The organism is Streptomyces sp. S186, from assembly GCF_051603415.1.
In the GTDB taxonomy this organism is placed as follows: Bacteria; Actinomycetota; Actinomycetes; order Streptomycetales; family Streptomycetaceae; genus Streptomyces.
In genome coordinates, this window is sequence record NZ_CP193932.1 from 3604616 (window position 1) to 3628232 (window position 23617).

Consider the following 23617-nt stretch of genomic DNA (forward strand, 5'->3'; position numbering starts at 1 on the left):
TCAGTGTCGCCCATCGGGCAGCATGCTCTGCACGGGGTACCGCGGGTGCCCGCAAACTTCGGTACGATATACCCGCCGGGGGTATACGGATCGCCTGAATACCACGGGAGATGGCCATGACGACCACGGACGCGGGCACCGGCGGCGGCACCGCAGCCGCACCGGCCTGCCACGGCCCCCAGCCGGAATCCGCCCCCCGCACCGGGCCGGAATCTGTGACCGATACCGCTGTGGACACTCCGGCGCCGGGCGGCCACGGCTACGCCAAGCAAAAGGACGCGCACATCAAGCGACTGCGCCGCATCGAGGGCCAGATCCGCGGCCTGCAGCGCATGCTCGAAGAAGACGTCTACTGCATCGACATACTCACCCAGGTCTCGGCGAGCACGAAGGGCCTGCAGTCCTTCGGCCTCCAGCTGTTGGAGGAGCACCTGCGGCACTGCGTCGCGGACGCGGCCGCCCAGGGGCCGGACGCCATCGACGCCAAGGTCCAGGAGGCGACCCGAGCCATCGAGCGGATGCTGCGGAGCTGACGGCCGCGGAGCCGGCACGTCACGGCGGGTCCGGGGCCTCCCGCTCGGCCCCGCCGTCCCACGGAGGCCCGGCCACGTGCAGGAGTTCGTCGATCCGGTCGGTGCTGAGCCGGTCCTCGCTCGCGGCCGCCGCCGCGATCATCAACTCACCGGTGAGATCGATCTCGGCGAGGGCCACCTGCTCCTGAACCGTCGGATGGCGATGGGCGGGCACGTCCGACACCTCCTCCCTTCGAGCGCCTTCCCACGCCGCGGTGGTTACCGCCAGCGTAGGGAGGGCCGCCCGCCGCGCACATGGCACGGAAGGACCATTTCCGCGCCGGCGGCCCGGCGCTCCCCCCGCCTCCCGCGCCTACGAGGACGCCGAGGCGATCTTCCCGGTGTAGATGTCCCGCCGGTCCGGCAGCCGCACCGCGACCCTGGAGCCGAACCCGTACAGCTCGGTCGTGGACGTCACCGCCGCCCCCGCCGGCGCCCCGTTGGCGAAGTGGAACCGCTGGCGGACCTTGCGCAGCCGCCCGGCGTCGTCCAGATACGCGTCGAACGGCACCACGTCGGTGGTGAACCCTTTTTCCGCGGCCACCAGCGCGGGCCTGCTGCGCGCCGACGCCGCACCGGCGGCCGCGGTCAGCTCGGTCGTCCCGCGGTAGTGCCGCACCACCGAACCGCCCAGCCGCTCCTCCCCCTGGTACGTCACCTCCCGTGCGGCGCGCAGGAGTTCGGCGGCGGCCAGCGGATCGGTGGCCCCGCCGGTGACCAGATTCCCGTCGGAGAGCGTCGCGGTGTCCACCCGCACCCACTTGTCGGCCGGCACGCCCGCCCCGCGGTTCTTCATGAACAGCGCGCCGGGCGCCAGGATCTCGGTGATCGGCTGGTGGCCGCCGCTGGGCTTGCCCTTCAGATCCGGCAGCACCACCCGCAGCTGCCCGCTCGCGGCCCCGAAGTCATAGCCCCCGGCGCCCCGGATCGCCACCCGCGTCCCGCCGCTGACCGTCTCCATCACCGTGCGCACCTTGGCGGTGCCGGCCCGGACCAGCGCCTCCACGCTCCGCCGCAGCTGCACCGCGGCCGCCGCGGGACCGGGCACCACCTGGTCGTCCGCCGCCGCCCCGTCCGGGGAACAGCCCGTCGTCACCAGCAGCCCCGCCATCAGACCCGTCCCGCACGCCACGGCCGCGGCGACCGCGCCCCCTCGCCTGTCCTGCACCACCATGCGTACGAGCCCCCTCGGCCGCTGTGTCCGGGACCGCCTGGGCCGGCCGGTCCCCCCGGGACGGTCGGACGTCCCGCCCCGACTCGTCTGACGGTGCGTCGACCGCTCCGTTCAACGACCGTTGGGGGGCCTCGTCACGCACGGGGGAAGGGAGCGCGTAGCGTGGCGGGGTGCCTGAATCCGTCGTGCACCGCACCTTCACCACCGAGCGCGGTTCCTTCTGTCTGGCCCGTTGCGACTGCGGGTGGACGGGGATGGCCCGGCGGGCCCGGTCCCAGGCGCGGGCCGACGCCGAGCGGCATCTGGCCGCCGTGCGGGACGACTCCGGCACCGGCTTCGAACATCCGGCGGAATGACCCGGTCCGTTCCGGAACCCCGCACCCCCCGCGGCGCATCCTCATGAGGTAGTGAGGGTCACAACAGCACCGTGCGACAACGGACTTCACTTGCGGTATCGGACGTAACGGCACAACGGGGGCGTGCCCGGCCGGTCCCGCCGGGTGCGGTTGTCCCACCCGGTGCGGTGCCCCGTACACGCCCCGCGACCGACGGCCGGACGACCGGCGGGCCGGGGCCGGACCGTACGACAACCAAGGGGGATTCATCCCAGTGAAGCGGCGCACACTCCTGACGGCCGGCGGCGGACTCGCGGCCACCTCCCTCGCCTGGGCGACCGGCTGCGACGGCCCGGGCGGCGAGCGCGCCGCGGCGGCCACCGGCACGGCCGGGAACGCCATGAACAGCGCGGCCGCCGCCAAGAGCCCCGCCACACAGGCCGCCTGGAACGCGCTCGGCAAGAGCCTGGACGGCGACCTGATACGCGCGACCGACGCCTCCTACGCCTCCGCCCGGCGCCTCTACAACACCCGCTTCGACACCCTCAAGCCGTCCGCCCTCGCCTACGTCAAGCACCCCGGCGACATAGCCGAGTGCCTGGCCTTCGCCCGCCGCTACAACGCCCCGGTCGCCATCCGCAGCGGCGGCCACTCCTACGCGGGCTACTCCAGCGGCGACGGCAAGCTCGTCATCGACGTCTCGGCGCTGAACAAGGTCGGCGCGCCCTCCGGCGGCGTCACCCGGATCGGCGCCGGCGCCAAGCTCATCGACGTCTACGAGGGCCTGGCCCCGCACGGCGTCACGGTGCCGGGCGGCTCCTGCCCCACCGTCGGCATATCCGGCCTGACGCTGGGCGGCGGCCATGGTGTGGTCTCCCGGGCGTACGGGCTGACCTGCGACAGCCTGGTCGGCGCCACCGTCGTCACGGCCGACGGCAAGACCGTCGACTGCGACAAGGACCACCACCCCGACCTCTTCTGGGCGCTGCGCGGCGCCGGCAACGGCAACTTCGGCGTGGTCACCGAACTCCGCTTCCGCACCCACCCGGCGCCCCGCGCCGTGATGGCGTATCTGACCTGGCCGTGGTCGAAGGCCGCGGCGGTCCTGGGCTCCTGGCAGAAGTGGGGCCCGGACCAGGCCGACGAGATATGGTCCGCGGCCCACTTCGACGCCCGCCCCGGCGGCACACCGGCCGTCTCCGTCGCGGCCTTCTCCCTCGGCTCGTACGGCGACCTCAAGAACGCCCTCGACAAGCTCGCCGACCAGCCCGGCGGCCCCGGCCCGGCCGCCCATGTCAGCCTGACCCCGATCGGCTACCTGGACGCGATGGAGTCGTACGCGGGCTGCTCGAAGAAGTCCCAGGCCCAGTGCCACATGCCGGGCACGCTGCCCGGCCACACCGGCGCCGGCACGCTGGGCCGGGAGACCTACGCCGCCCGCTCGCACTTCTTCGACCGTTCGCTGTCCGCGGCCGGCATCCACACCCTGCTGGCGCAGATCGAGGCCGGCGGCCGCAAGGGCGTCGCCGGCAATGTCGCGCTGACCGCGCTGGGCGGCGCGATCAACCGCGTCGGCACCGGCGACACCGCCTTCGTCCACCGCCGCTCCCGCTTCCTCGCCCAGTACCTGACGTCCTGGCAGGCCGGCGGCTCGGGCGCCACCCGCACCGCCTGGCTGAACGGCTTCCACACCGCGATGCAGCGCCACTCCTCGGGCGCGGCGTACCAGAACTACACCGACCCCGGCCTGTCCGACTGGAAGTCCGCCTACTACGGGGCGGCCGGCGCCCGCCTCGACAAGGTCAAGCAGACCTACGACCCCCAGCGGCTGTTCAGCACCTTCGCCCAGGCCCTCTGACGTCGCGTACGTCGCGTACGCCCCGCGACAAGCCGATGGCCCGGCCCCCTTCCCAGGGGCCGGGCCATCGTCCTGCGTTCCGTCAGGACCGTCGGTTCGGTCCGTCGTCAGGCGGCCAGGTCCTTGTCGCGCTCGGGGTGGTGCGGCGCCGGCTCCGCGGCGACCACCGGGCCGGCCCCGGCCTCGTCCTCGGCGCCGTCCGCCGCCGGCTCCGCCGGGCGGCCCCCGGCCCGCACCAGCCGGCTCAGCGGCGAGCGCTCGACCGCCGTCGTCAGCGGCACCAGCAGCGCCTGCGCGAGCGGGGCCAGCAGCAGCGCGACGGCCGTGCCGAGCGCGAACCCGCCGATCACGTCCGTCGGGTAGTGCACGCCCATGTAGACCCGGCAGAAGCCCTCCAGCAGCGCCAGCCCGATCCCGGCCAGTCCGAAGCGGCGGTGCGCGATGAACAGCCCGACGCCGACGGCCATGGTGAGCGTGGCGTGGTCGCTGACGAACGAGAAGTCGCTCTTGCCGGGGATCAGCACCGCGAGCCCGGCGTGGTCCTTGAACGGCCGCGGCCGCTCGACGAATCCGCGGATCGGGATGTTGGCCAGCAGCGCCAGCCCGGCGGCCAGCGGCGCCCAGACCAGCCCGGCGATCGCGGCCGCCCCGTCCGGCCGGCGGCGGGCGCCCCACCAGGCGAGCAGACACAGCACTCCGAGGGCGGCGATGATGCCGTACTCACCGATGAACTCCATCGCGCCGTTCACCCAGTGCGGGGCGTCCTTCGCGAGGCCGTTGATGCCGTCGAGCACGTCGACGTCGGGGTTCGGCCCCTCGAATGCGAGTCCAGCCATCTACCGTGGCCCCTTATCTTCCGCGCGCCACGCGAGCGCCGCCTAGTGCTACCAACCCCCGTTGCCGATCTGTGTGGCCGTCGAGCCCGTGCCGCCGTGCGCGCTGCTGTGTCCCCACGCCAGGGAAACGCGCCGCGCACCCCCGGCGTTCCACTCTCCACGGGATGATCACCAGGACGTTATCGAAGCTTGACACGTCACCGCAGTTCAGGACTTATGTTCACCCGCCGTTCCCGGTGGGGAGCGCTTTCGCGCCATCGGACGTGACGCGGGTGGCGCCGATGTAGTCCGGCGTGTCGATCTTGTCGAACCGGATGACGGCTCCGGTGTAGGGCGCGTTGATCATGTACCCGCCGCCGACGTAGATGCCCACGTGGTGGATGGAGCGCGGGTCGTTCAGGTCGTGGGCGAAGAACACCAGGTCGCCCGGGAGCAGTTCGTTCCGCCTGGGGTGCGGGCCGGCGTTCCACTGGTCGTTGGCCACCCGCGGCAGCCCGATGCCCACCGATTCGTACGCGGCCTTGGTCAGCCCGGAGCAGTCGAACCGCCCGCCCTGGTCCGCGGTGCCGTTGCCGCCCCACAGATACGGCGTACCGAGCTTGCTCTGCGCGTAGTAGATGGCCGCCGCGGCCTGCCGGGAGGGCGCCACCGGGCCGGTGGGCGCCTCGAAGCTCCTGGCCAGCGTCGTGATGGTCTTCACGTAGTCCTGCGTCTCGCGGTACGGCGGCACGCCGTTGTACTGGATGACGCGGTAGGCGCCGGCGTTGTACGCGGCGAGCATGTTCGCGGTGGCGTCGCCCGCCGCGCCCTTCACATAGCTCGCCAGCTCGCAGTCGTACGACGCGGCGGACGGGATGGCGTCCTCCGGGTCCCAGATGTCCTTCTTGCCGTCGCCGTTGCCGTCGATGCCGTGGGTGGCCCACGTCCCGGGGATGAACTGCGCTATCCCGCGGGCGTCCGCGGGGCTCTGGGCCCGCGCGTTCCAGCCGCTCTCCTGATAGAGCTGGGCCGCCAGCAGCGCGGGGTTGATGGCCGGGCAGAGCGTGCCCCACTTCTGCACCAGCGACTGGTACGCGGCCGGCACCGCGCCCTTGGCCAGGCCCACCGCCCGGCCGGCGGCCCCCGCCAGTCCGGCCGCCGCCCCGTACGTACCGATCACAAGCAGCCCTACCAGGCAGAGCATCAGCCCCACCCCGATCCCGCCGCCCACCCAGAATTTCCGCACCCCCCAACCCTCCCCCATTCAGGCGCGGTTCACAGCCCTTTCGCCGGCCGTCGGACAGGGGGCGGCCGCACCGCGGCGCACGGGACGGCGCACGGGGCGCTTCGAACGGTGTGCGATTCCCGTCACATCCGCGCTCCGGCGCGGCCGGAGCGCCGCCCCACCGCCACCGGGCCGCCGCCCCACCGCTACCGCCCAACCCGGCAGTCATTGCTCAGCGTTACAGCCCGTGATACACACGGTGAGAAGGAGGAGGGGGCAGGCGACGCGGGGACGCGCGGACACCACTCCCCCACCGGATCCGTCGAAGAATGCCGCCGAGTCTGCCGCCGAGTCGATGCCTGATGGTGCCTTCGTCGGCGAAGATAGAGGGCGAAGACGGAGACTGATCCCGTGCCGAACGGCACGGTTCAGCAACTACCCATAATGGGGCGGTGAGTTCACACATGTTCATTGCGGCCGAAAAGGGCGACATCACCACCATCATCGGCGGAATCGCCCCGAACTGGGGGCCGTTCGGCAGCCTGGGCAACGAGGCCCGTGTGATGGTCGAGGTCATCATGGCGGTGGCGATCCTGCTCTGCCTCGGCATCGCCATCTGGGGCGCCGCCAAGCAGCGCATCGGCGCCACGGCGCTCCGCGACACCTTCAGCGCCGAACAGGGCAAGGGCCTGATCGTGGCCGGCCTCACCGGCGTCTTCATCATCGGCTCACTGGGCACGCTGTTCACCATCGTCTACGGGATGGCGGTCTAGTACGCCGTACTAGCCGGCATCGTCTACGGGATGGCGGTCCAGTCGGCCGGCGCGGGGCCGGTCCGGCGCGGCGGACACCCCGCCCGCCGACTCGTCCCACCGACCCGCCCCGACAACCCGGCCCGGACTCCGCGCCGTCCAGGCGTACGGGTCCAGGCGTACGGGAAGGCCGCAGGGGGCCACATCCCTCGCCCCTGCCCGCCGCCAACGGTCGCCACACCGCGCACGTCGGCACGCGTCCGTCCCGGCGCCGCACCGCGTGCGCCCCCGCCCTTCCTCTCTCCGCCGTCCCGTGCCCTCCCGTACCCCCCACATGTCCCACCCCCCTGCCCGAGGCCCCATGTTGACGCCCCCACACCCCGGCCCGCGGGTCCCTGAGCCGCGCCGTGACCACGCCCGCCACCAGCGGGCCGATTGGGCCGCCCGCGTCGCGGGGACAGGTGCTTCCGGAGACCGGCAGTCCGCGGCGGGCGCGCGACGGACCATGGGAACAAACCGCCCAGAGTCCCCCATTCGCCCCCGTCGCCCAGCAACTGAGGAACCGTCACGGTGAGATGTACTCGTACCACTTCACCCGAGCCGCCGCCCGCGCGGCTACGGTCATATGAAGGCGGCACACCAACGGCACGGACGGCGAGGGCGGCAGCGGCGATGGCGGCAGAGGGGGCACAGGCGCGATGAGTATCGGCGACGACGGAGGCTACGGCGACGGCCGCGGCTCCGGCACGGGCCAGACCAGAACCAGACTCCCGGACGGCGAGAGCGACACCTACGGCACGCCCCGCCGCGGCCGGTCCGGCCTCTCCAGCCGCAACCTCGTCACGGTCGTCGGCGTGGTCGTCCTGCTGATCGCGGCCATCGCCTTCGCCAACCGCGGCGGCAGCGGCAACAGCGAGACCGACACCGGCTCCACCGGCTCCCCCAAGGACCAGGCCGCGTCCCGGCCCACGGCCCCCACCGGCACCAAACCGGTCACCGGCAAGTCCGCGGGCATCGCCACGGGTTTCCCGAAGACGGAACAGGGGGCCCAGTCGGCGGCGGCGAATTATGTGGTGGCGCTGTCCGGCGACGGGATGTACCAGGCCGACCGGCGGGACGCGATCGTGGACGCGGTCTACACCCCTTCCGCGGCGACGGCCCGCAAGGAGAGCCTGCGCAAGTCCTATACGGACCCGAAGTTCCTCGCCCAGGCCGGCCTCAAGGCCGACGGCAGTGCCCCGCAGGGCATGACCTTCGTCTCCAGGGCCAATCCGGTCGGCACGAGGACCGAGGCGTTCGAGGGCGCGACCGCCAAGATCTCGGTCTGGTACTCCCTCTTGTTCGGCCTCGCGGGCCAGGGCTCCCAGAATCCGGTCGCGGAGAGCTGGTACACGGCCACGATGCAGCTGCAGTGGGTGAACGGCGACTGGAAGATCGCCGGGCTCACGACGGGCGCCGGGCCGGCCCCGGTCGGCGGGGACCAGGCCGCCGCCACGGCCGACGCCATTTCCAAGGCCGTCCAAGGGTTCGGAGGGTTGACCTATGCGAGGTGACAACCGGCGTCGGATCCTCGGGGTCGCGTCAACACTGGCCGGGGTGCAGGCCGCGCTCGTGGTGCTGTCGGCACGGGCCTTCGCGGCGCCTTCGCCGTCGCCCTCGCCGCAACCCTCCGACGGCCCCTGCGACCTGCTCACGGACAAGGCCAAGGAGCTCTGCCTGCAGCGGAGTACGGGCGGCGGAACGGGCGGCGGGACCGGCGCCTCCGACACGGGCGGCGGCCTCACGAGTTCCAACCCCCTCGACCCCCTCGGATCCCTGGCGCAGGGATGTGCCAAAGCCGCCGCGTGGATTGTCGACAAGTTGTCGGAGGCGGTGAAGGCCACTTCGCAGGTGGACTTCACCAATTCGGCGTTTCTGCGGCAGTACGCGGTGGTCTTCGCCGCGTCCACCGTGCTGACGCTCGTCCTGTGGCTGCTGGCCGTCGCCAAGCGGGCGGTGCGGGGGGTGCGGCTGACGGAGGCGATCAGCGAGGCGGTCGGGTTCCTGTGGCTGACGGTGCTGGCGTCCGCGTTCACGCCGTTGATCCTGTACACGGTGGTGTCGGCGACGGACGGGGTCACCGAGATCATCGCGAAGGGGACGGGGGCGCAGACCGACACGTTCTTCGGGGCGTTCTCGCAGGCGTTGACGAAGGGGACCGACATCGGCGGCGGGCCGATCATGCTGATCGTGGTCTCGCTGGTGTCCGTGCTGGCCGCCGGTGTGCTGTGGCTGGAACTGGTCATCCGGGCCGCGCTGCTGTACGTCGGGGCGCTGCTGGGGACGGTGGTGTACGCCGGGCTGGTCGACAAGAACATGTGGGGCCATGTGCGGCGCTGGGCCGGCATCATGATCGCGGTGATCATGGTGAAGCCGGTCATCGTGATCGTGCTGGGCATCGCCGGCGCGCTGTCCGGGGACAAGGGGCCGAACGCCTTCTCGGCGGTGGTGTCCGGGCTGGCGATCATTGTTCTGGCGATCTTCGCCAGTGCGGTGATCTACCGCTTCGTGCCGGGCTTCGGCGACGAGATGGTGTCGGCGCGCAGCAGCAAGGGGCGGGCGACGGACGGGAGTCAGGCCGCCGCCATGATCTCGTCGCCGGCGGCGCTGGTGTCGCAGGGCATCAAGACGCACAGCTCCCGCCGGTCGGGCGGCGATGGCGGCGGCGTGCAGGGCGGGCAGTCCCGGCCGGCCGACGCGGTCTCCGGCGGCGTCGCCGCGCACGGCTCCCGTTCGGCGCCGTCGGCCCCGGCGGTCCCGTCGCCCCGGACGAACCCCACTACCGGCGGCGGCGCCCGCCCCGGCAAGGCACCTGGAGGTGAGGGGCGTTGAGCACCCCGTCCCAGCCGATCGCGCCGCGGCGCACGTATCTGATCGGGCGCGCCCGGCCCCACGCCGTCATCGGCAAGAACCGGGAGACCGGCGAGGTCGCGCTGATCATCGCCGGTGCGTTCCTCGGGATGATGTGCGGGCTGCTGGTCCCCTCGCTCCCGCTGCGGATCGCCTCGCTGACCGGCTTCCCGCTCCTGGGGCTGGCCGTGGTCTACGTGCCGTACCGGGGGCGCACGTACTACAAGTGGTTCGAGATCCGGCGGAGTTTCCGGCGGACGGTGCGCAAGGGAGGGGCCGTGTACCGCTCCGGGGCGATGGAAGCCGGCGTTCGACTGGACGGGAGGGAAGTGGAGATCGGGCCGCCGCCCGGTATCGGGCGGATCAGTTGGCTGTCGGCGCCGTTCGGGCCGGACGAGATCGCGGTGCTGCTGCACGCCGACCGGCGGACGGTGACCGCGGCGATCGAGATCGAGGGGCCGGGCGTCGGGCTGCGGGACAGCGAGGACCAGGAGGCGCTGGTCGACCGGTTCGGCACGCTGCTGAAGCACGTCGCCAACGGGGACGGCTTCGTGACGCGGCTGCAGATGCTGGCGCGGACGCTGCCCGCCGATCCGGACGCACACGCCAAGGACGTCGCACAGCGGGGCGCGGCCGACTCCCCGCGGTGGCTGCAGGAGTCCTACGACCAGCTGCAGTCGATGGTGTCCACCTCCTCCGAGCAGCACCGGGCCTATCTGGTCGCGTGCATGCACTACACCCGGGAACTGGCCGCCGAGGCGGTCACCATGGCCCGGGCCGCGGCCGCCCAGCACACCGGGCTGCTGCGCCGGAAGCTGGACCGGGACGCCGGTCTCGCGGTGGTGATGGCGCGTGAACTGACCGACATCTGCGCCCGGCTGACGGAGGCGGACATCCGGGTGCGGCAGCCCCTCGGGCAGGCGCGGCTGGCGTCGCTGGTGCACTCCATGTACGACCCGGACCACCCGATCGACCACATCCAGGCGATGAGCCGGCGCAACGCCTGGCCGGCCGAGCTGGACGCGACCGAGCCGACGTACCTCCAGGCCAAGACCCGGGAGTCGTCGACGCGGGCGCCCTGGTGCCACGCCACCGCCTGGGTCAAGGAGTGGCCGCTGACCCCGGTGGGCGTCAACTTCCTCGCGCCGCTGCTCGTCCACACCCCGGACGTGATCCGGACGGTCGCGGTCTGCATGGACCTGGAGCCCACCGAGGTGGCCATCGAGCGGATGCTGACGGAGAAGACGAACGACGACGCGGAGGCCAGCCGGGCGGCGAAGATGAACCGGGTCGTCGACCCGCGGGACGTCGCGCACCACGGGCGGGTGGACCAGCGCGGCGAGGACCTGGCGTCCGGCGCGGCCGGGGTCAACCTCGTCGGCTACCTCACCGTCTCGTCCCGTTCACCCGAGGCGCTGGCCCGCGACAAGCGGACCATCCGCGCCTCGGCGGGCAAGTCCTACCTCAAGCTGGAGTGGTGCGACCGGGAACACCACCGGGCGTTTGTGAACACCCTTCCGTTCGCGACCGGTATCCGCCGCTAGCGCGGCTGGTCGCCGCCAACGCCGCTGTAAGCCCTGGGAGGCGCGTACGTCATGGCCATGTTCGATCCGCTCGGTGCCCTCACCGAAGCCTTCACCAGTTTCCTGTTCGGGAAGGTGGAGACGACACGGCTGCCCGTACGCACCTCCACCGGCCAGGCGCAGGCGGTCTACCTCCCGACGGCGGCGCCGGGCCTGGGTGACTCGGGCGTCATCATCGGCCGGGAGGTGTACTCCGGCAAGGGGTACATCTACGACCCGTTCCAGCTGTACGGGCAGCAGCTGCCGGCGCCGCACTGGCTGGTCCTCGGCGAGTCCGGCAACGGCAAGTCGGCGCTGGAGAAGACGTACGTCCTGCGGCAGCTCCGTTTCCGGGACCGGCAGGTCGTCGTCCTGGACGCCCAGGGCGAGGACGGCGTCGGCGAGTGGAACCTCATCGCCCAGCAGCTGGGAATAACGCCCATCCGCCTGGACCCGGCCGCCGCCCTCAACGGCGGTATCCGCCTCAACCCGCTCGACCCGTCGATCACCACCACCGGCCAACTGGCCCTGCTCCGCACGATCATCGAGGTCGCCATGGGGCACGGTCTGGACGAACGTTCCGGCTTCGCCCTGAAAGTGGCGCACGCGGCGGTGCTCAGCACCTACGAGGACGAGTACGAGGACGCATACGACGACGGGGCTGCCGGGGACGACGGGGAGGGCGGGGCGCGGAGCGCGTCCCGCGGCCGGCAGCCGGTGCTCTCCGACATCGTCGAGCAGCTGCGGCACCCCGAGCCGGCGTCCGCCGAGGCGATGAACGTCGACATAGACGACGTCCGCGCCTGGGGCCTGGACGTGGCGCTGGTGCTGGACCGGCTGGTCGACGGCGACCTGCGCGGCATGTTCGACGGCCCGACCACGGCCGGCATCGACCTGGACGCGCCGCTGATCGTCTTCGACCTCTCGCACATCGACCGGAACTCCATCGCGATGCCGATCCTGATGGCGATCGTCGGCGTCTGGCTGGAGCACACCTGGATCCGCCCGGACCGCAAAAAGCGGATCTTCCTGGTCGAGGAAGCCTGGCACATCATCAACTCCCCGTTCGTGGCCCAGCTCTTCCAGCGGCTGCTGAAGTTCGGCCGCCGGCTGGGCCTGTCGTTCGTGGCCGTCGTCCACCACCTCAGCGACGTGGTGGACGGCGCGGCCGCGCGGGAGGCCGCGGCGATCCTCAAGATGGCGTCCACCCGGACGATCTACGCGCAGAAGGCCGACGAGGCGCGCGCCACGGGGCTGGTGCTGGGGCTGCCGCGCTGGGCGGTGGAGATCATTCCGACCCTGACCCCCGGCATCGCGGTCTGGGACGTCAACGGCAACGTCCAGGTGGTCAAGCACCTCATCACCGAGGCCGAGCGGCCGCTGGTCTACACCGACCGCGCGATGACCGAGTCGGCCTCCCTGCCGACGGACGAGGCCCGGGCCCTCTCGCTGGCGGCGGACGCCGAGGCCGAGGCGCGTGCCGAAGCCATCGCGCTGGAACGGCAGTTGCGGGACGAGTCGAGCGAGACGGTGGCGTGAGTCGCGGATACGGCGTGGGTCGCGGATACGACGACGAGGACGGGTACGCGTACGGCCGCGGGGACGGCCGCGGCGGTGGCCGTCCCAGGAGCCGGGGCGTGCCCGACGCCCTGCTGGTGGGGGTAATCGGCTTTCTGCTGGGGCTGACGGTGGTGGTGTGGACGGCGACCGGCCTGGCCGGGCTGTTCGCACACGGCGGCTGGCCGTCGGGGGTGACATTCGGCGGTACGCCGGTGGCGCTGCGGCATCTGGTCGCCGCGCCGCACGACATCGCGGCGGCCTGGCCGCACACCCCGAAGCAGGAGCTGTCGGGCTACGGGCTGTTCTGGGGGCTCTTCGTCGGCGAGCTGCTGGTGCTGCTGGTGCTGGGGATCTTCGTGCTGGGGACGGTCGCGCGGTACCGCGCCGTCCGGGCGGCCCGGCGGGCGCGGGGGACGGAGACGGGCGGTACGGAGACGGGCGGTACGGAGACGGGCGGTACGGAGACGGCGGCTGTCGCGCCGGCCGTGCCGGTCACGCCGATCGGTCCGCAGGCCGCCGTCCCGGCCGCGCCACAGCCGACCGCGGCGCCGGCGGCGCCGGCGGCTCCCGTGCCCGCGGCCGCGCCTACCGCGCCCCCCGCGCCCGTCGTCCCGCAGGGGCCGTTCGAGGCCGCGGCGCCCGCGCCCGCCGGGCCGGAACCCACCCTCCCCCGCCTCGCGTTCACCCCCGACCGCGCCGCCGCCCGGGCCGCCGCGCTGGCCGTCGCCACCGCCGCCCCCGGCCCGCTGGTCGTCGCCACCACCGATCCGGCGCTCTGGGCCGAGACCAAGGACGCCCGCGCCAAACTGGGCCCGGTGCCGGTCTACGACCCCACGCACCGCCTGGACACCCCGGCCCGGCTGCGCTGGTCGCCCACCACGGGCTGTGAGGAGATCGGCACCGCGGCCGCCCGGGCGGTGGCGCTGCTGGCGCCGGTCCGGCCGGCCAGTGCCCTGGACTCGGCCGTCGCGGACGCCGCGCAGACCCTGCTGCGCTGCTGGCTGCACGCCGCCGCGCTGGACGGCCGGCCGTTCCGTCAGCTGCACCGCTGGGCGCACGCGCCGGGCGGCGCCCAGGAGCCGGTCCGCATCCTGCGCACCCACGCCAAGGCGGCCGCCGGGCAGGCCGGGGAGCTGGAGTCGGTGCTCACGGCGTACGCCGAACGCCGGGAACTGGCAGTGGAGTTGGTCGGCCGGGCACTGACCGCGCTCTCCTCGCTCCATATCCGTGACGCCAGCAATCCGGTTCGATCGGATGTGCTCGTTCTCGAATCATTCATCGCCGAGGGGGGAACGCTGTACGTGGTGGGCGAGTCCGTTGAGGACCCGCGTACCGACCCGGGTGCGATGCCGCTGCTCACCGCACTCCTCTCGCACGTGGTCGAGCACGGCCGCCGCATGGCCGAACGGTCATCCGACGGTCGGCTCGACCCACCACTCACCCTCGTCCTGGACGACATCGCGGCGCTGGCCCCGCTGCCCGCGCTGCCGGGCCTGCTGGAGACGGGCCGGGCGCGCGGGCTGCTGACGCTGGCCACGATGCGCTCCCGCGAGCAGGCCCGGGCCCGCTGGCCGCAGGACTTCGCACCGGCGCGCTGACGAGGTGGTCGGCCAACTCCGCCCAGTGGCCGGAGAGATAGAAGTGGTCGCCGCCGGGGAAGACCCGCAGCCGGAAGCCGCCGGCGGTGTGCTCCTGCCAGGCGGCCACGTCCCCGACGTCGACCAGCGGGTCGTCGTCGCCGGTCAGCGCGGTGACGGGGGCGGCCAGCGGCGGGGCGGCCCGGTGCCGGTAGGTCTCCACCGCCCGGTAGTCGCTGCGGACCACCGGCAGCGCCATGGCCAGCACGTCCGGGTTGTCCAGCAGCCGCGGGTCGGTGCCCCGGGTCCGCCGGATCTCGTCGATCAGACCGTCGTCGTCCCGGAGGTGGACGGTGCCGCCGCGCACCCGGGACGGCGCCCAGGCGCTGGAGACGAGCAGATGCGCCGGGCCGCTCCCGTCGCGCTCCAGGAGGCGGGCCACCTCGTAGGCCACCAGGGCGCCCATGCTGTGCCCCAGCAGGATCAGCGGGCGGCCGGCCAGCGGCGCCACCGCCCGGTGCACGCCGGCCGCCAGCGCCCGCAGGTCCTCGACGCGGGCCTCCCGGATCCGGTCGTTGCGGCCCGGGTACTGGACGGCCAGCACCTCGTACGGGCGGCCGCCGGCGGTGCGGGCGGCGACGGCGGTGGCCAGCGGCCGGTAGGTGCCGGCGCCGCCGCCCGCGTGCGGGAAGCAGACGATCCGGGCGGCGGCGGAGGCGGGGTGCACCGGGCCCGGGCGCAGCCGGCGCAGCCACGGGTCGGCGGCGGGGGCCGGGCGGGGCCGCGGCAGGGTGATCGTCGTGGTGGTGTCACATGCCACGGGTGTAGCCCCCGTCGACGGTCAGGGACTGCGCCGTGATCGCGGCCGCCCGGTCGGAGACGAGGAAGCCGATGAGCTCGGCGGCCTCCCGCGCCTCGACCAGCCGCCGCAGCGGGATGGACTTGCGCGCCTGGCGCAGCATCCGTGCCGGGTCGGCGCCGATCTCCTCGGCGGAGGCGGCGATCTCGCGGCGCAGCATCGGGGTGTCGATCCAGCCCGGCAGCACGGCGTTGACGGTGATGCCGCGGGCGGCGAGGTCCAGGGCGAGGCCCTTGGTGTAGCCGATCAGGCCGTGTTTGGAGGCGCAGTAGGCGGTGTTCCGCATCTTGCCGGCCTTGCCGAGGATCGACGAGACGTTGACGATCCGGCCCTTGTCGACGAGGTGTTCCAGGCAGGCGGCGGTGACCGCGAAGGTGCCGTGGAGGTTGATCTCCAGCACCCGCAGCCAGGTCTCCTCGTCGTCCGGGCCGTTCTCGTCGGCGACGCCGGCGTTGTTGACGAGGATGTGCAGCGGCCCGGCGGCGCGCAGCGCGGTGCGCAGGGCGCCGCGGACCGCCGCCCGGTCGCGCAGGTCGGCGGCGAGCGCGGTGGCCTGTGCGCCGAGGTCGCGCACCTCCTTGGCGACGGTGTCCAGCTGTGCGGCGTCCCGGTCGAGCAGGACGAGCCGGGCGGCGCCGGACTCGGCCAGCAGCAGGGCCACTTCGCGGCCGATGCCCTGGGCGGCGCCGGTGACGACCGCGGTCCGGCCGGCCAGCTCGCCCGGTACCGGGGCCAGGACGGGGGCGTCCAGTTCACTCATGTCATTCATGTCACTCATGGCCGGCCCCTTCACGCCATCTTCAGGCCGCCGTCGACGTGCAGTACCTCGCCCGTGGTGTAGGTGTTGCGCGGGCTCGCGAGGTACGCCACGGCGTCGGCGACCGTCTCGGGTTCGGCGTACTTCTTCAGCAGCAGCCGGCTCATGATCTCGTCCTCGCCGTGGGCGCGGATGGTGTCGGTCATCTCGGTGTTGATCACGCCGGGGGCGACCGCGTTGACGAGGATGTTCCGGGAGGCCAGCTCCACCGCCATCGCCTTGGTGAAGGACTCCAGACCGCCCTTGGCCGCCGCGTAGTTGGACTGGCCGCGACCCGGCTTGGAGGCGGACGACGAGGAGATGTTGACGATCCGCCCGTACCGCTGCCGCAGCATCGCGGGCGCCACCGCCTGGACGGTGAGCATGGGGGCGACGAGGTTGGTGCGCAGTACGTCCTCGATGTCCGCGAGCCGCTGGTTGACCAGCAGTTCGTCGCGGGTGATCCCGGCGTTGTTGACCAGGACGTCGATCCGTCCGAAGGCGGCGCGGACGCCGGAGACGATCCGCTGCGGCACCTCGGGGTCGGCGAGGTCCCCCTGGAACAGCTCGACCTTCCGGCCCAGCTTGGCGATCTGCTCGGCGGCCTGTTCCGCCTCCGCCGTGGCGCTGCGGTAGTTGAGGGCGATGGCGCAGCCCTCCTCCGCCAGCCTGACGGCGATGGCGCGCCCGATGCCCCGGCTGCCGCCGGTCACCAGTGCCACCTGGCCTGCGAATTCCATGACGCTGACGTCCTCTCAAGTGCTTTGGGGTCCCAGCCCTTTGGGGTCAAGTCCTTTGGGCGGTACGGCACGAAGGGCCGGGCGCCGCACGCGGTGATACCTGCGACGGGTCGCGTGCGGCGCCCGGGGCTCATACGGAGTGCGCGCTCTTGTAGTCGGCCAACCGCAGCCCGTGGGCGTCGGCCAGTGCGGCGATGTCGATGACCTGCCGGCGGCTGATGTTCCCGTAGGAGTAGTGCCGGTCGATGCCGGCCAGGCCCATCAGCGCGGTCTCCGCCATGCAGGCGAAGAGCTGGCCGGCCTCCAGGAAGGCCCGCGCCGAGGGGTGCAGGCTCTCGCCGTGGGGCGTGGCGACGATGCCGCCGAGCATGTACGCCAGGTCGGGCCGCTGCGATGTCAGCTCCGGCACCGCGTTGTTGGGGACCGCGATGTCGCAGACCACCGCGTCCGGCGCGAAGTCCTCGCCGGTCAGGAACGGCTCGGGGCTGTTGGAGGCGCACAGCACCAGCTGCGCCTTGTGCAGCGCCTCGGTGTCCTGGGTGACGGTCAGGAACGGGTCCTGGCCGTACCGCTCCTCCAGGTAGGCGGCGATCTCCTTGCCGCGGTCGGCGTCGGCCGGGTCCTCGGCGGACGGGCCGTCGGCCAGCCACTTGGCGATCAGCGGCTCCTCGGCCAGCCGGGCCGGGATGCCGGCCAGTTCGCCGCCCTCCACGATCCGCGCCCATGCCTCCTGGTAGATGCCGTGCACGGTGGTGCGCAGCCGCCGCGCGGAGCCGTCCCGGCGGCTGCCGACCAGCACGATCCGGCTGAGCCGCTCGGCGAACAGCTGGCTGTAGACGGAGGCGATGTTGCCGGCGGCGCCGACCACCGCCAGCGTGGCGTCGGCGACCGCGAAGCCGCGGTCCCGCGCGCCGCGCTCCATGGCTCGTACGCCCATGGCGACGGTCAGCGCGTTGCCGGAGGTCAGCGCGATGCCGGGGACGTTCAGCGAGGTGCAGTTATGGGTGACGATCGAGGTGTACATGCCGAGTCCGGCGACCTCGCAGCCGTCCTCCCGAGCCGCCTGCACCCGCTCCTCGACGTCCGCCCGGATCCCGGCGACATCCCCGGACGCCAGATAGCCGCCCATCTGCTCGGAGCCCACCATCAGCGGGTAGAGCGCGAACTCCACGGCGCTGCCGAGCGGCGAGTCGATCCGCACGCCCGGGTAGGGCGCCGCCTTCTTCACCGGGTCCATGCCGAGCACGAACGAGCGCAGCGCGGCGTCGCTCAGGTCGGCCAGCGCCGGGTCCACCTGCCGCAGATGGGCCGGGGTGATCAGGTGGTTGACGAACGCCACCTTGCGGACCGGGCCGGTCACCGCACGCGGCGCGGGCTGCTCGTAGCCCTCCATGGCGCCGCGGAAGTCGCGGATCTCGGCCCGCGGCTTGGGGATCGTCCGGTCGCTGGCGGGGTGCACGAGGTGCAGGGTGTCCTCGTAGCGCAGGATGCGGCAGAGCCGGTCCAGCGCGCCGCGCAGCCGCTCGATCTCCTCGTCGGTGAGGAACGCGGACGGCTGGATGCGCAGCACGTTGCCGGCGCTGCCGGTCGGCGCGATCCGGATGCGCTCCTGGCGCAGCAGATAGCCGGAGAGCAGATAGCCCAGCGCCCCGGTGTAGGCGCTGCCGCGCAGCACCATGGAGCGTGCCTCGCCCTGCTCGCGCAGCTGGACGCCGACGAACAGGCCCTTGCCGCGGATGTCCTCGATGACGTCCGGATAGGCGGACCTGAGGTCGGCCAGCATCTCCACCAGCCGCTCGCCGCGCTCGGCGACCTGCCGGTACACCTTCCCGTCGTCGGCCTCCAGCATCTCGACGACCTTGCGGGCGACGGACGAGGAGAAGTCGTCCATGGCGAACGTCGAGCTGTGGATCAGGTCGAACTCGCCCTGGTACAGCGACCGGCGGACCAGCATCGCGGAGATCTTGGCCAGGCCGCCGCCCAGCGACTTCGACAGCGTGTAGTAGTCGCCGCGCAGCCCGATCAGCGAGCTGGCCAGGAAGGCGCCGCAGCGGCCCATGCCGCTCTGCACCTCGTCGACGATCAGCGCGGTGCCGACCTTGTTGCAGAACAGCCGGATGGCGCGGCCCTGTTCGGCGGTGAGCGCGTGGATGCCGCCCTCGCCCTGCACCGGCTCGACGAGGAAGGCGGTGATGGCCGGGAAGTCCCGTTCGACGACCCGCACCCGGCCGTCGGCCAGCTCGGTGTCGAGCAGCACCACCCGCTCGTCCTCGGCGATCCGGTCCAGCAGCTCCGGCCGGTCCATGGGGACGAAGCGGACCCGGGTGCCGAGGTTCTGGAACGGGGCGCGGAAGCCGGCGTTGTAGGTGAGCTGGACGCTGCCGACGAGCTTGCCGTGGAAGGACCGCTCCAGGGCCAGGAACAGCGGCTTGGTCGCCAGCGCCGCCGCGTTGTGGGCGCCGATCGCGGCCAGCAGCGCCTCGGTGCCGGCGGCCGGAGCGGCCTGCCCCTGGAGGGCCGGCAGTTGGTAGGCGTCCGGGTCGACGGTGGCCGCGCCGCGGCGGACCGCGTCCCGGGCCGCCTCCAGGTGCGCGGCGACCTCCTCGGCCAGCGCCATGGCCGTACGCACCCGGACCAGCTCGGCGTGCTTGACGGCCGCCTCGACGGCCTCGGCGCCGCTGTTGCCGAAGGTGGCCAGGTACGGCTCCTTGATACCGGTCTCCCGGCGGACGACGTCGCTGAGCGCCGCGCCGAGCCGGCCGGCCTCGCCGCGCAGCGAGAACTGCGCGTGCACGGCCCGGTTCTGCTCCAGCAGCTCCTTGGCGTGCGCGACGATCTCCGGGTGGTTGTGGCCGAGGATCAGCGAGCCGTAGCCGCCCATCAGGTCCAGGACCGGCACCAACTCGCCCTGGTCGTCGCGGTGGTAGAGGGTGTTGCCCTCGGCCCGCTCGTACTCGACGTCCAGCCCCAGGGCGGTGAACACCCGTCCCATCTGCGGCTGCACGAACTCGGTGAACGCTGACGTGGTGGACATGACTGGTGGTCTCCTAGACGAGGTGCGGCCGCTCGGCGAGCAGAGCGCCCGCGAACCCGTTGAAACTGCTGTGCAGACTGAGGACGGTGTCGATCCGCCGCTTGCGGGCCGTGCCGGTGACGAAGTCGGTGCCGTCGTCCGGCGGGGCCGCCAGGTGCGCGATCGGCGGCAGCTCGCCGGCGGCGAACAGGCTGGGCGCCAGCGCCAGTTCGGCCAGCGGCCCGGCGGCCCCCAGGGTGCCGGTGACCGGCCGCACCGAGCTGACCGGGACACCGCTGTCCTTCAGCAGCGCCCGCAGCAGCTCGGCTTCGGCGGCGTCGTGGTGGACGGTGCCCTTGCCGTCGGCGAGGACGGCGCCGAGGGTGTCCGGCGTCACCCCGTGCGCGGCCATCAGCCCGCGGGCGCTCTCGGCCAGCGTGGCCGGGCCGACGCCGCTGTCCACGGCCGGCCGCAGCGCCGCGCCGAGCACCGTGACCAGCGGGCGGGCCCCGCGCGCCGCGGCGTCCCCGGCCCGCTCCAGGACCAGCGCCACCGCGCCCTCGGCCAGCACCGTGCCGTCCCGGCCGGCGTCGAAGCTGCGCAGCGGGGCGGCGCCGTCGGCGCCGGCGGTGAGGTGGCCGGCGCGGTACTGCGCGGCCAGCTTCAGCGGCTCGTTGTAGCTGCCGGCGCCGACGACCAGCGCGGTGTCGCAGTCGCCGTGGCGGAGGCTGAACGCGGCCCGCTGGAGGGCGCCCAGCGCGGCCCCGGCGTCCTGGACGAAGGCCGCGCAGTCGCCGCGGAACCGCCGGGCGATGCTGACCAGCGCCAGGGTGTTGTTGTTCAGCGCCCGGATGACGGTGAACGGATTGAAGGTCGCGGCGTTGCCGAACGCCTCCGCCACCACCCGCGTGAGGTCCGCGCCGACCTGCGGCGAGGGGTCGGTACGGGCCTGGTCGAGCGCCTTGTGGAAGGCGGCCACGCTCAGTTCGGTGGAGTCGTCCTGGGCGACGTAGAGGCCGCGCCGCTCCTCGGGGACGGCCTGCCAGCTCTCGCCGGCCTGCCGCATGGCGTCCTCGGCGGCCAGCACCGCGTTGAAGGTGAACGCGGTGCCGAACTTCCGCAGTTTGTGGGGGACGCTGTCCCGGCTGAGCCGCTGCAGCTCGGCGGGGACGTGCCCGAAGTGGGTGATCCTGCTCGTCCGGACGTAGGGGTCCTGGTACGGCGAGAGCGCGGTCCGCGCCTCCCGCCACGCCGTCCACAGGGCCTCGGGCCCGCGCCCGGTGGGCAGCACAGCGCCGATGCCGGTGACGACGATCGCGTCGGGGTCGAAGGCGCCGGGCGCGGCGCCGGGGACGGTGTCAGGGACGATGCCGGTGCTCGAAACCGTGTCGGTCCTCGAAGCGCTGTCAGTGCTCGAAACGATGTCAGTGCTCATAACCACGCACCACCAGACTGGCGTTGAGTCCGCCGAAGCCGAAGGAATTGCTCACAGCCGCCGACACCTCCTGGTACCGCGCCTTGTCCGGCACGTAGTCCAGGTCGCAGGCCGGATCCGGGTTCTCCAGATTCAGCGTCGGGGGCACGATGCCGTCCCGGACGGACAGCACGGTGGCGATCAGCTCGGGCGCGCCGGCGGCGGCGATCAGGTGCCCGAGCATCGTCTTGTTGGCGGTCACCGCCAGCTTCCGGTAGTGCTCGCCGGCCGCGAACACATCCTTGATCGCCCGGGTCTCGATCGGGTCGTTCAGCGGGGTGGAGGTGCCGTGCGCGTTGACGGAGTCCACCGCGTCCGGCGCCACCCCGCCGTCCGCCAGCGCCCGGCTCATCGCCAGCGCCGCGCCGTGCCCCTCGGGGTGCGGGGCGGTGACCTGGTAGGCGTCCAACGAGCTGCCGAAACCCGCCAGTTCGGCGTAGACGGCCGCACCCCTGCGGCGGGCGCTCTCCTCGCTCTCCAGCACCAGCATGGCCGCGCCCTCGGCGGCCACCAGCCCGCTGCGGTCCCGGTCGAAGGCCCGGCACAGCCGGTCCCCGAACAGCTCGGAGGTGGACGGCGCGCCCAGCAGGTACAGCCCGGTCATGGTCGGCAGGTTCAGCACCGAGTCGGCGCCGCCCACCACCATCGCGTCCACCTCCCCGCGCCGGATCATCCGCAGGCCGTGGCCGATGGCGTGGGTGGCGCCGGCGCAGGCGGTGGAGAAGTTCAGCGCCGGGCCGCGCAGCCGGTGCCGGGAAGCGATCCCGGCGGCCAGCGCGTCGTTGGTGCAGAACAGGCCGCTGGCCCGGTCCAGCCGGTCGCGCCGGGCGAACAGCGTCTGCCAACTGGGTCGGCCGTCCTCGCCGATCGCGTGCAGCAGCTCGTAGGGGTCCCGCTCCGGTACGCCCGAGCCGACGGCGGTGCCGATCCGGCCCACTGCGCCCGGGGCGTCGATGCCGGCGTCGGCCAGCGCCTGCGCGGCGGCCGCCAGCCCGAAGCGGGCGCGCCGCTCCAGCGGCCGGTCCGGGTCCGCCTCGGCGCCGTACCGCGCGGCGAACTCCGCGTCGTCGACGGGCGCGGCGTAGCGCACCGGGAAGTCGTCGACGCCGGGCGGCCGCCAGGCGCGGATCGCCGACCGGCCCGCGGTCAGCCCCTCCCACATGGTCTGCCAGTCGAGCCCCAGTCCGCAGACGGCGCCCAGCCCGGTCACCACGACGCGGCGGCTCATTTCCCGACTCCTTCCAGTACGACGGCGCACACCTGGCCGCGCGCGCCGCAGGCCAGCACCAGGGCCCGCGGGGCGGGCAGCGCCTCCTCGCGCACCGCGTCGCCGTCGGCGGCCAGCCGCCGCCCGGTGGCCAGGCCGTGCAGCGCCAGCAGCGTGTGCGCCAGCGGGTGTGCGGGGCCCAGCACCCCGGTGGCGCGCTCGGCGGTGAACGCGGCGGGCCGGTCCGCGGTGCCCGCGAAGACCCGGTCCAGGGCTGCGTCCTGGGCCCGTGCGGTGTCCGCCGTCCAGGCGGCGTCGGGCAGCACCCAGCCGATCCCGCCGGCGTCCGTGCCGGCCGTCTCCAGGGCCGCGTGGACGGCCTCGGCGATCGCCTCGGCCCGGTCCTCGGGCCCGGCGCCGAATGCCCGCCCGTAACCGGCCAGCCGCGCCCCGGGAGCGTCCTCGCCCGCCACGGAGCCCACGGCGCCGCCGCCGGCCCGTTCGGCGAGCAGGAAGGCCGCCCCCTCCCCCGGCACCGCCCCGTTCCAGCCCAGCTCCTCGTACTGCGCGAAGAGCAGCGGATGCACCTTGGGGCTCACCGCCCCGACCAGCGCCGCCTCGTTCTCCCCCTCCGCGACCGACAGCGCCCCGTCGACCAGGGCCTGCAGCCCCGCGTCGGAGAACGGCGAGTACGCGGCCATCGCCCCCGTCAGCCCGAACACCGCCGAGATGTGCGCGGCCGCCGTGCTGTTGAGGTGGGACAGCCCGCTGAACGGGGGCACCTCCCGCCCGTAGAGGGCGGCGACCTCCGCCGGCGAACCGGCGGCCTGGTGCAGCCGGTCCAGCGCGGAGAACCGCAGTAACTCCTCGTCCACGGTGGGCAGTCCGAGGTAGAGCCCCCACCCGGGGCCGCCTACCGGGCCGCGCTCCGTCGGTCCGGCGAGCGCCAGCCGCGCCCCGTAGAGCGCCATCCGGGCCTGCTTCTCCGAGGTGCGCAGGACCCTGCGGTGCACCCCGAGGGTGGCCGCGTCCGGGTCGTCCACCAGGAAGGCGGTGTCGAACTCCGGCCACGGGCCCGCCAGCGCCTCGACCGGACCACGGGTCTCCTTGCCGGCGACCAGGGCCTCCCACAGGTCGCCCGGCCCGGTGCCGGCCGCGGTGTAGAGGCCGGGCGCGGTCAGCCGTACGTGATGCCTTGTCATCGCCGTC

General features: G+C 73.4%; 19 protein-coding genes and 1 pseudogene. 9 read left to right on the forward strand and 11 right to left on the reverse strand.

Features of this window, described 5'->3' with window-relative positions:
• The first annotated feature begins 116 nt into the window (after nucleotides 1-116).
• Nucleotides 117-533: a metal-sensitive transcriptional regulator gene (locus ACRAS8_RS15165; RefSeq protein WP_438486581.1), complete on the forward strand. Its 417-nt coding sequence runs from the start codon at nucleotides 117-119 to the stop codon at nucleotides 531-533.
• A 19-nt stretch (nucleotides 534-552) separates the two neighbouring features.
• Here the strand turns inward: ACRAS8_RS15165 and ACRAS8_RS15170 are convergent, their stop codons facing one another.
• The gene (locus ACRAS8_RS15170) at nucleotides 553-756 is read right to left on the reverse strand and encodes a hypothetical protein (RefSeq protein WP_438486582.1); all 204 of its coding nucleotides are present in this window, start codon (nucleotides 754-756) and stop codon (nucleotides 553-555) included.
• Nucleotides 757-885: 129 nt separating this feature from the next.
• On the reverse strand, nucleotides 886-1746 hold the full coding sequence (locus ACRAS8_RS15175) for a hypothetical protein (RefSeq protein ID WP_438486583.1): 861 nt from the start codon (nucleotides 1744-1746) through the stop codon (nucleotides 886-888).
• Between the two features lie 170 nt (nucleotides 1747-1916).
• Between ACRAS8_RS15175 and ACRAS8_RS15180 the strand changes: the two genes are divergently transcribed.
• Both ACRAS8_RS15180 and ACRAS8_RS15185 read left to right on the forward strand, forming a co-directional pair.
• Nucleotides 1917-2102, forward strand: a complete 186-nt coding sequence (locus ACRAS8_RS15180) for a hypothetical protein (protein WP_438486584.1) — start codon at nucleotides 1917-1919, stop codon at nucleotides 2100-2102.
• Nucleotides 2103-2355: 253 nt separating this feature from the next.
• The gene (locus tag ACRAS8_RS15185) at nucleotides 2356-3939 is read left to right on the forward strand and encodes an FAD-binding oxidoreductase (protein WP_438486585.1); all 1584 of its coding nucleotides are present in this window, start codon (nucleotides 2356-2358) and stop codon (nucleotides 3937-3939) included.
• A gap of 107 nt (nucleotides 3940-4046) precedes the next feature.
• Here the strand turns inward: ACRAS8_RS15185 and ACRAS8_RS15190 are convergent, their stop codons facing one another.
• Both ACRAS8_RS15190 and ACRAS8_RS15195 read right to left on the reverse strand, forming a co-directional pair.
• A complete protein-coding gene (locus tag ACRAS8_RS15190) occupies nucleotides 4047-4775 on the reverse strand; it encodes a phosphatase PAP2 family protein (protein ID WP_438486586.1) in 729 nt (242 codons plus the stop codon).
• A gap of 220 nt (nucleotides 4776-4995) precedes the next feature.
• Nucleotides 4996-6000, reverse strand: coding sequence for a C40 family peptidase (locus tag ACRAS8_RS15195; protein ID WP_438486587.1), 1005 nt, complete (start codon nucleotides 5998-6000; stop codon nucleotides 4996-4998).
• 443 nt (nucleotides 6001-6443) lie between these two features.
• Between ACRAS8_RS15195 and ACRAS8_RS15200 the strand changes: the two genes are divergently transcribed.
• From ACRAS8_RS15200 to ACRAS8_RS15225, 6 genes are all read left to right on the forward strand, one after another.
• A complete protein-coding gene (locus tag ACRAS8_RS15200; protein ID WP_438490493.1) occupies nucleotides 6444-6752 on the forward strand; it encodes a hypothetical protein in 309 nt (102 codons plus the stop codon).
• Nucleotides 6753-7429: 677 nt separating this feature from the next.
• Nucleotides 7430-8284, forward strand: a complete 855-nt coding sequence (locus ACRAS8_RS15205; RefSeq protein ID WP_438486588.1) for a hypothetical protein — start codon at nucleotides 7430-7432, stop codon at nucleotides 8282-8284.
• A complete protein-coding gene (locus ACRAS8_RS15210; RefSeq protein ID WP_438486589.1) occupies nucleotides 8274-9602 on the forward strand; it encodes a hypothetical protein in 1329 nt (442 codons plus the stop codon). The genes ACRAS8_RS15205 and ACRAS8_RS15210 overlap by 11 nt, the downstream gene beginning before the upstream one ends.
• Complete coding sequence (locus ACRAS8_RS15215; RefSeq protein ID WP_438486590.1) at nucleotides 9599-11164, forward strand: SCO6880 family protein; 1566 nt, start codon at nucleotides 9599-9601, stop codon at nucleotides 11162-11164. Before ACRAS8_RS15210 ends, ACRAS8_RS15215 begins: the two co-directional genes overlap by 4 nt.
• A gap of 57 nt (nucleotides 11165-11221) precedes the next feature.
• Nucleotides 11222-12721, forward strand: coding sequence for an ATP-binding protein (locus tag ACRAS8_RS15220; protein WP_438490494.1), 1500 nt, complete (start codon nucleotides 11222-11224; stop codon nucleotides 12719-12721).
• Between the two features lie 14 nt (nucleotides 12722-12735).
• Nucleotides 12736-14340: a TraM recognition domain-containing protein gene (locus ACRAS8_RS15225; RefSeq protein ID WP_438486591.1), complete on the forward strand. Its 1605-nt coding sequence runs from the start codon at nucleotides 12736-12738 to the stop codon at nucleotides 14338-14340.
• Nucleotides 14341-14353: 13 nt separating this feature from the next.
• Here the strand turns inward: ACRAS8_RS15225 and ACRAS8_RS15230 are convergent.
• From ACRAS8_RS15230 to ACRAS8_RS15260, 7 genes and pseudogenes are all read right to left on the reverse strand, one after another.
• Nucleotides 14354-15139: pseudogene (locus ACRAS8_RS15230) on the reverse strand (thioesterase II family protein); the annotation flags it as partial.
• Nucleotides 15129-15956: an SDR family NAD(P)-dependent oxidoreductase gene (locus ACRAS8_RS15235; RefSeq protein ID WP_438486592.1), complete on the reverse strand. Its 828-nt coding sequence runs from the start codon at nucleotides 15954-15956 to the stop codon at nucleotides 15129-15131. The gene ACRAS8_RS15235 and the pseudogene ACRAS8_RS15230, both read right to left, overlap by 11 nt.
• A gap of 11 nt (nucleotides 15957-15967) precedes the next feature.
• The gene (locus ACRAS8_RS15240) at nucleotides 15968-16714 is read right to left on the reverse strand and encodes a 3-oxoacyl-ACP reductase family protein (RefSeq protein WP_438486593.1); all 747 of its coding nucleotides are present in this window, start codon (nucleotides 16712-16714) and stop codon (nucleotides 15968-15970) included.
• Between the two features lie 130 nt (nucleotides 16715-16844).
• Entirely contained in the window at nucleotides 16845-19748 is a 2904-nt protein-coding gene (locus tag ACRAS8_RS15245; RefSeq protein ID WP_438486594.1) for an aminotransferase class III-fold pyridoxal phosphate-dependent enzyme, read from the reverse strand.
• Nucleotides 19749-19761: 13 nt separating this feature from the next.
• A complete protein-coding gene (locus ACRAS8_RS15250; protein ID WP_438486595.1) occupies nucleotides 19762-21162 on the reverse strand; it encodes a beta-ketoacyl synthase N-terminal-like domain-containing protein in 1401 nt (466 codons plus the stop codon).
• Nucleotides 21152-22429, reverse strand: coding sequence for a beta-ketoacyl-[acyl-carrier-protein] synthase family protein (locus ACRAS8_RS15255; RefSeq protein WP_438486596.1), 1278 nt, complete (start codon nucleotides 22427-22429; stop codon nucleotides 21152-21154). Before ACRAS8_RS15255 ends, ACRAS8_RS15250 begins: the two co-directional genes overlap by 11 nt.
• On the reverse strand, nucleotides 22426-23610 hold the full coding sequence (locus ACRAS8_RS15260; RefSeq protein ID WP_438486597.1) for a beta-ketoacyl synthase N-terminal-like domain-containing protein: 1185 nt from the start codon (nucleotides 23608-23610) through the stop codon (nucleotides 22426-22428). The genes ACRAS8_RS15255 and ACRAS8_RS15260 overlap by 4 nt, the downstream gene beginning before the upstream one ends.
• Nucleotides 23611-23617: the final 7 nt, after the last annotated feature.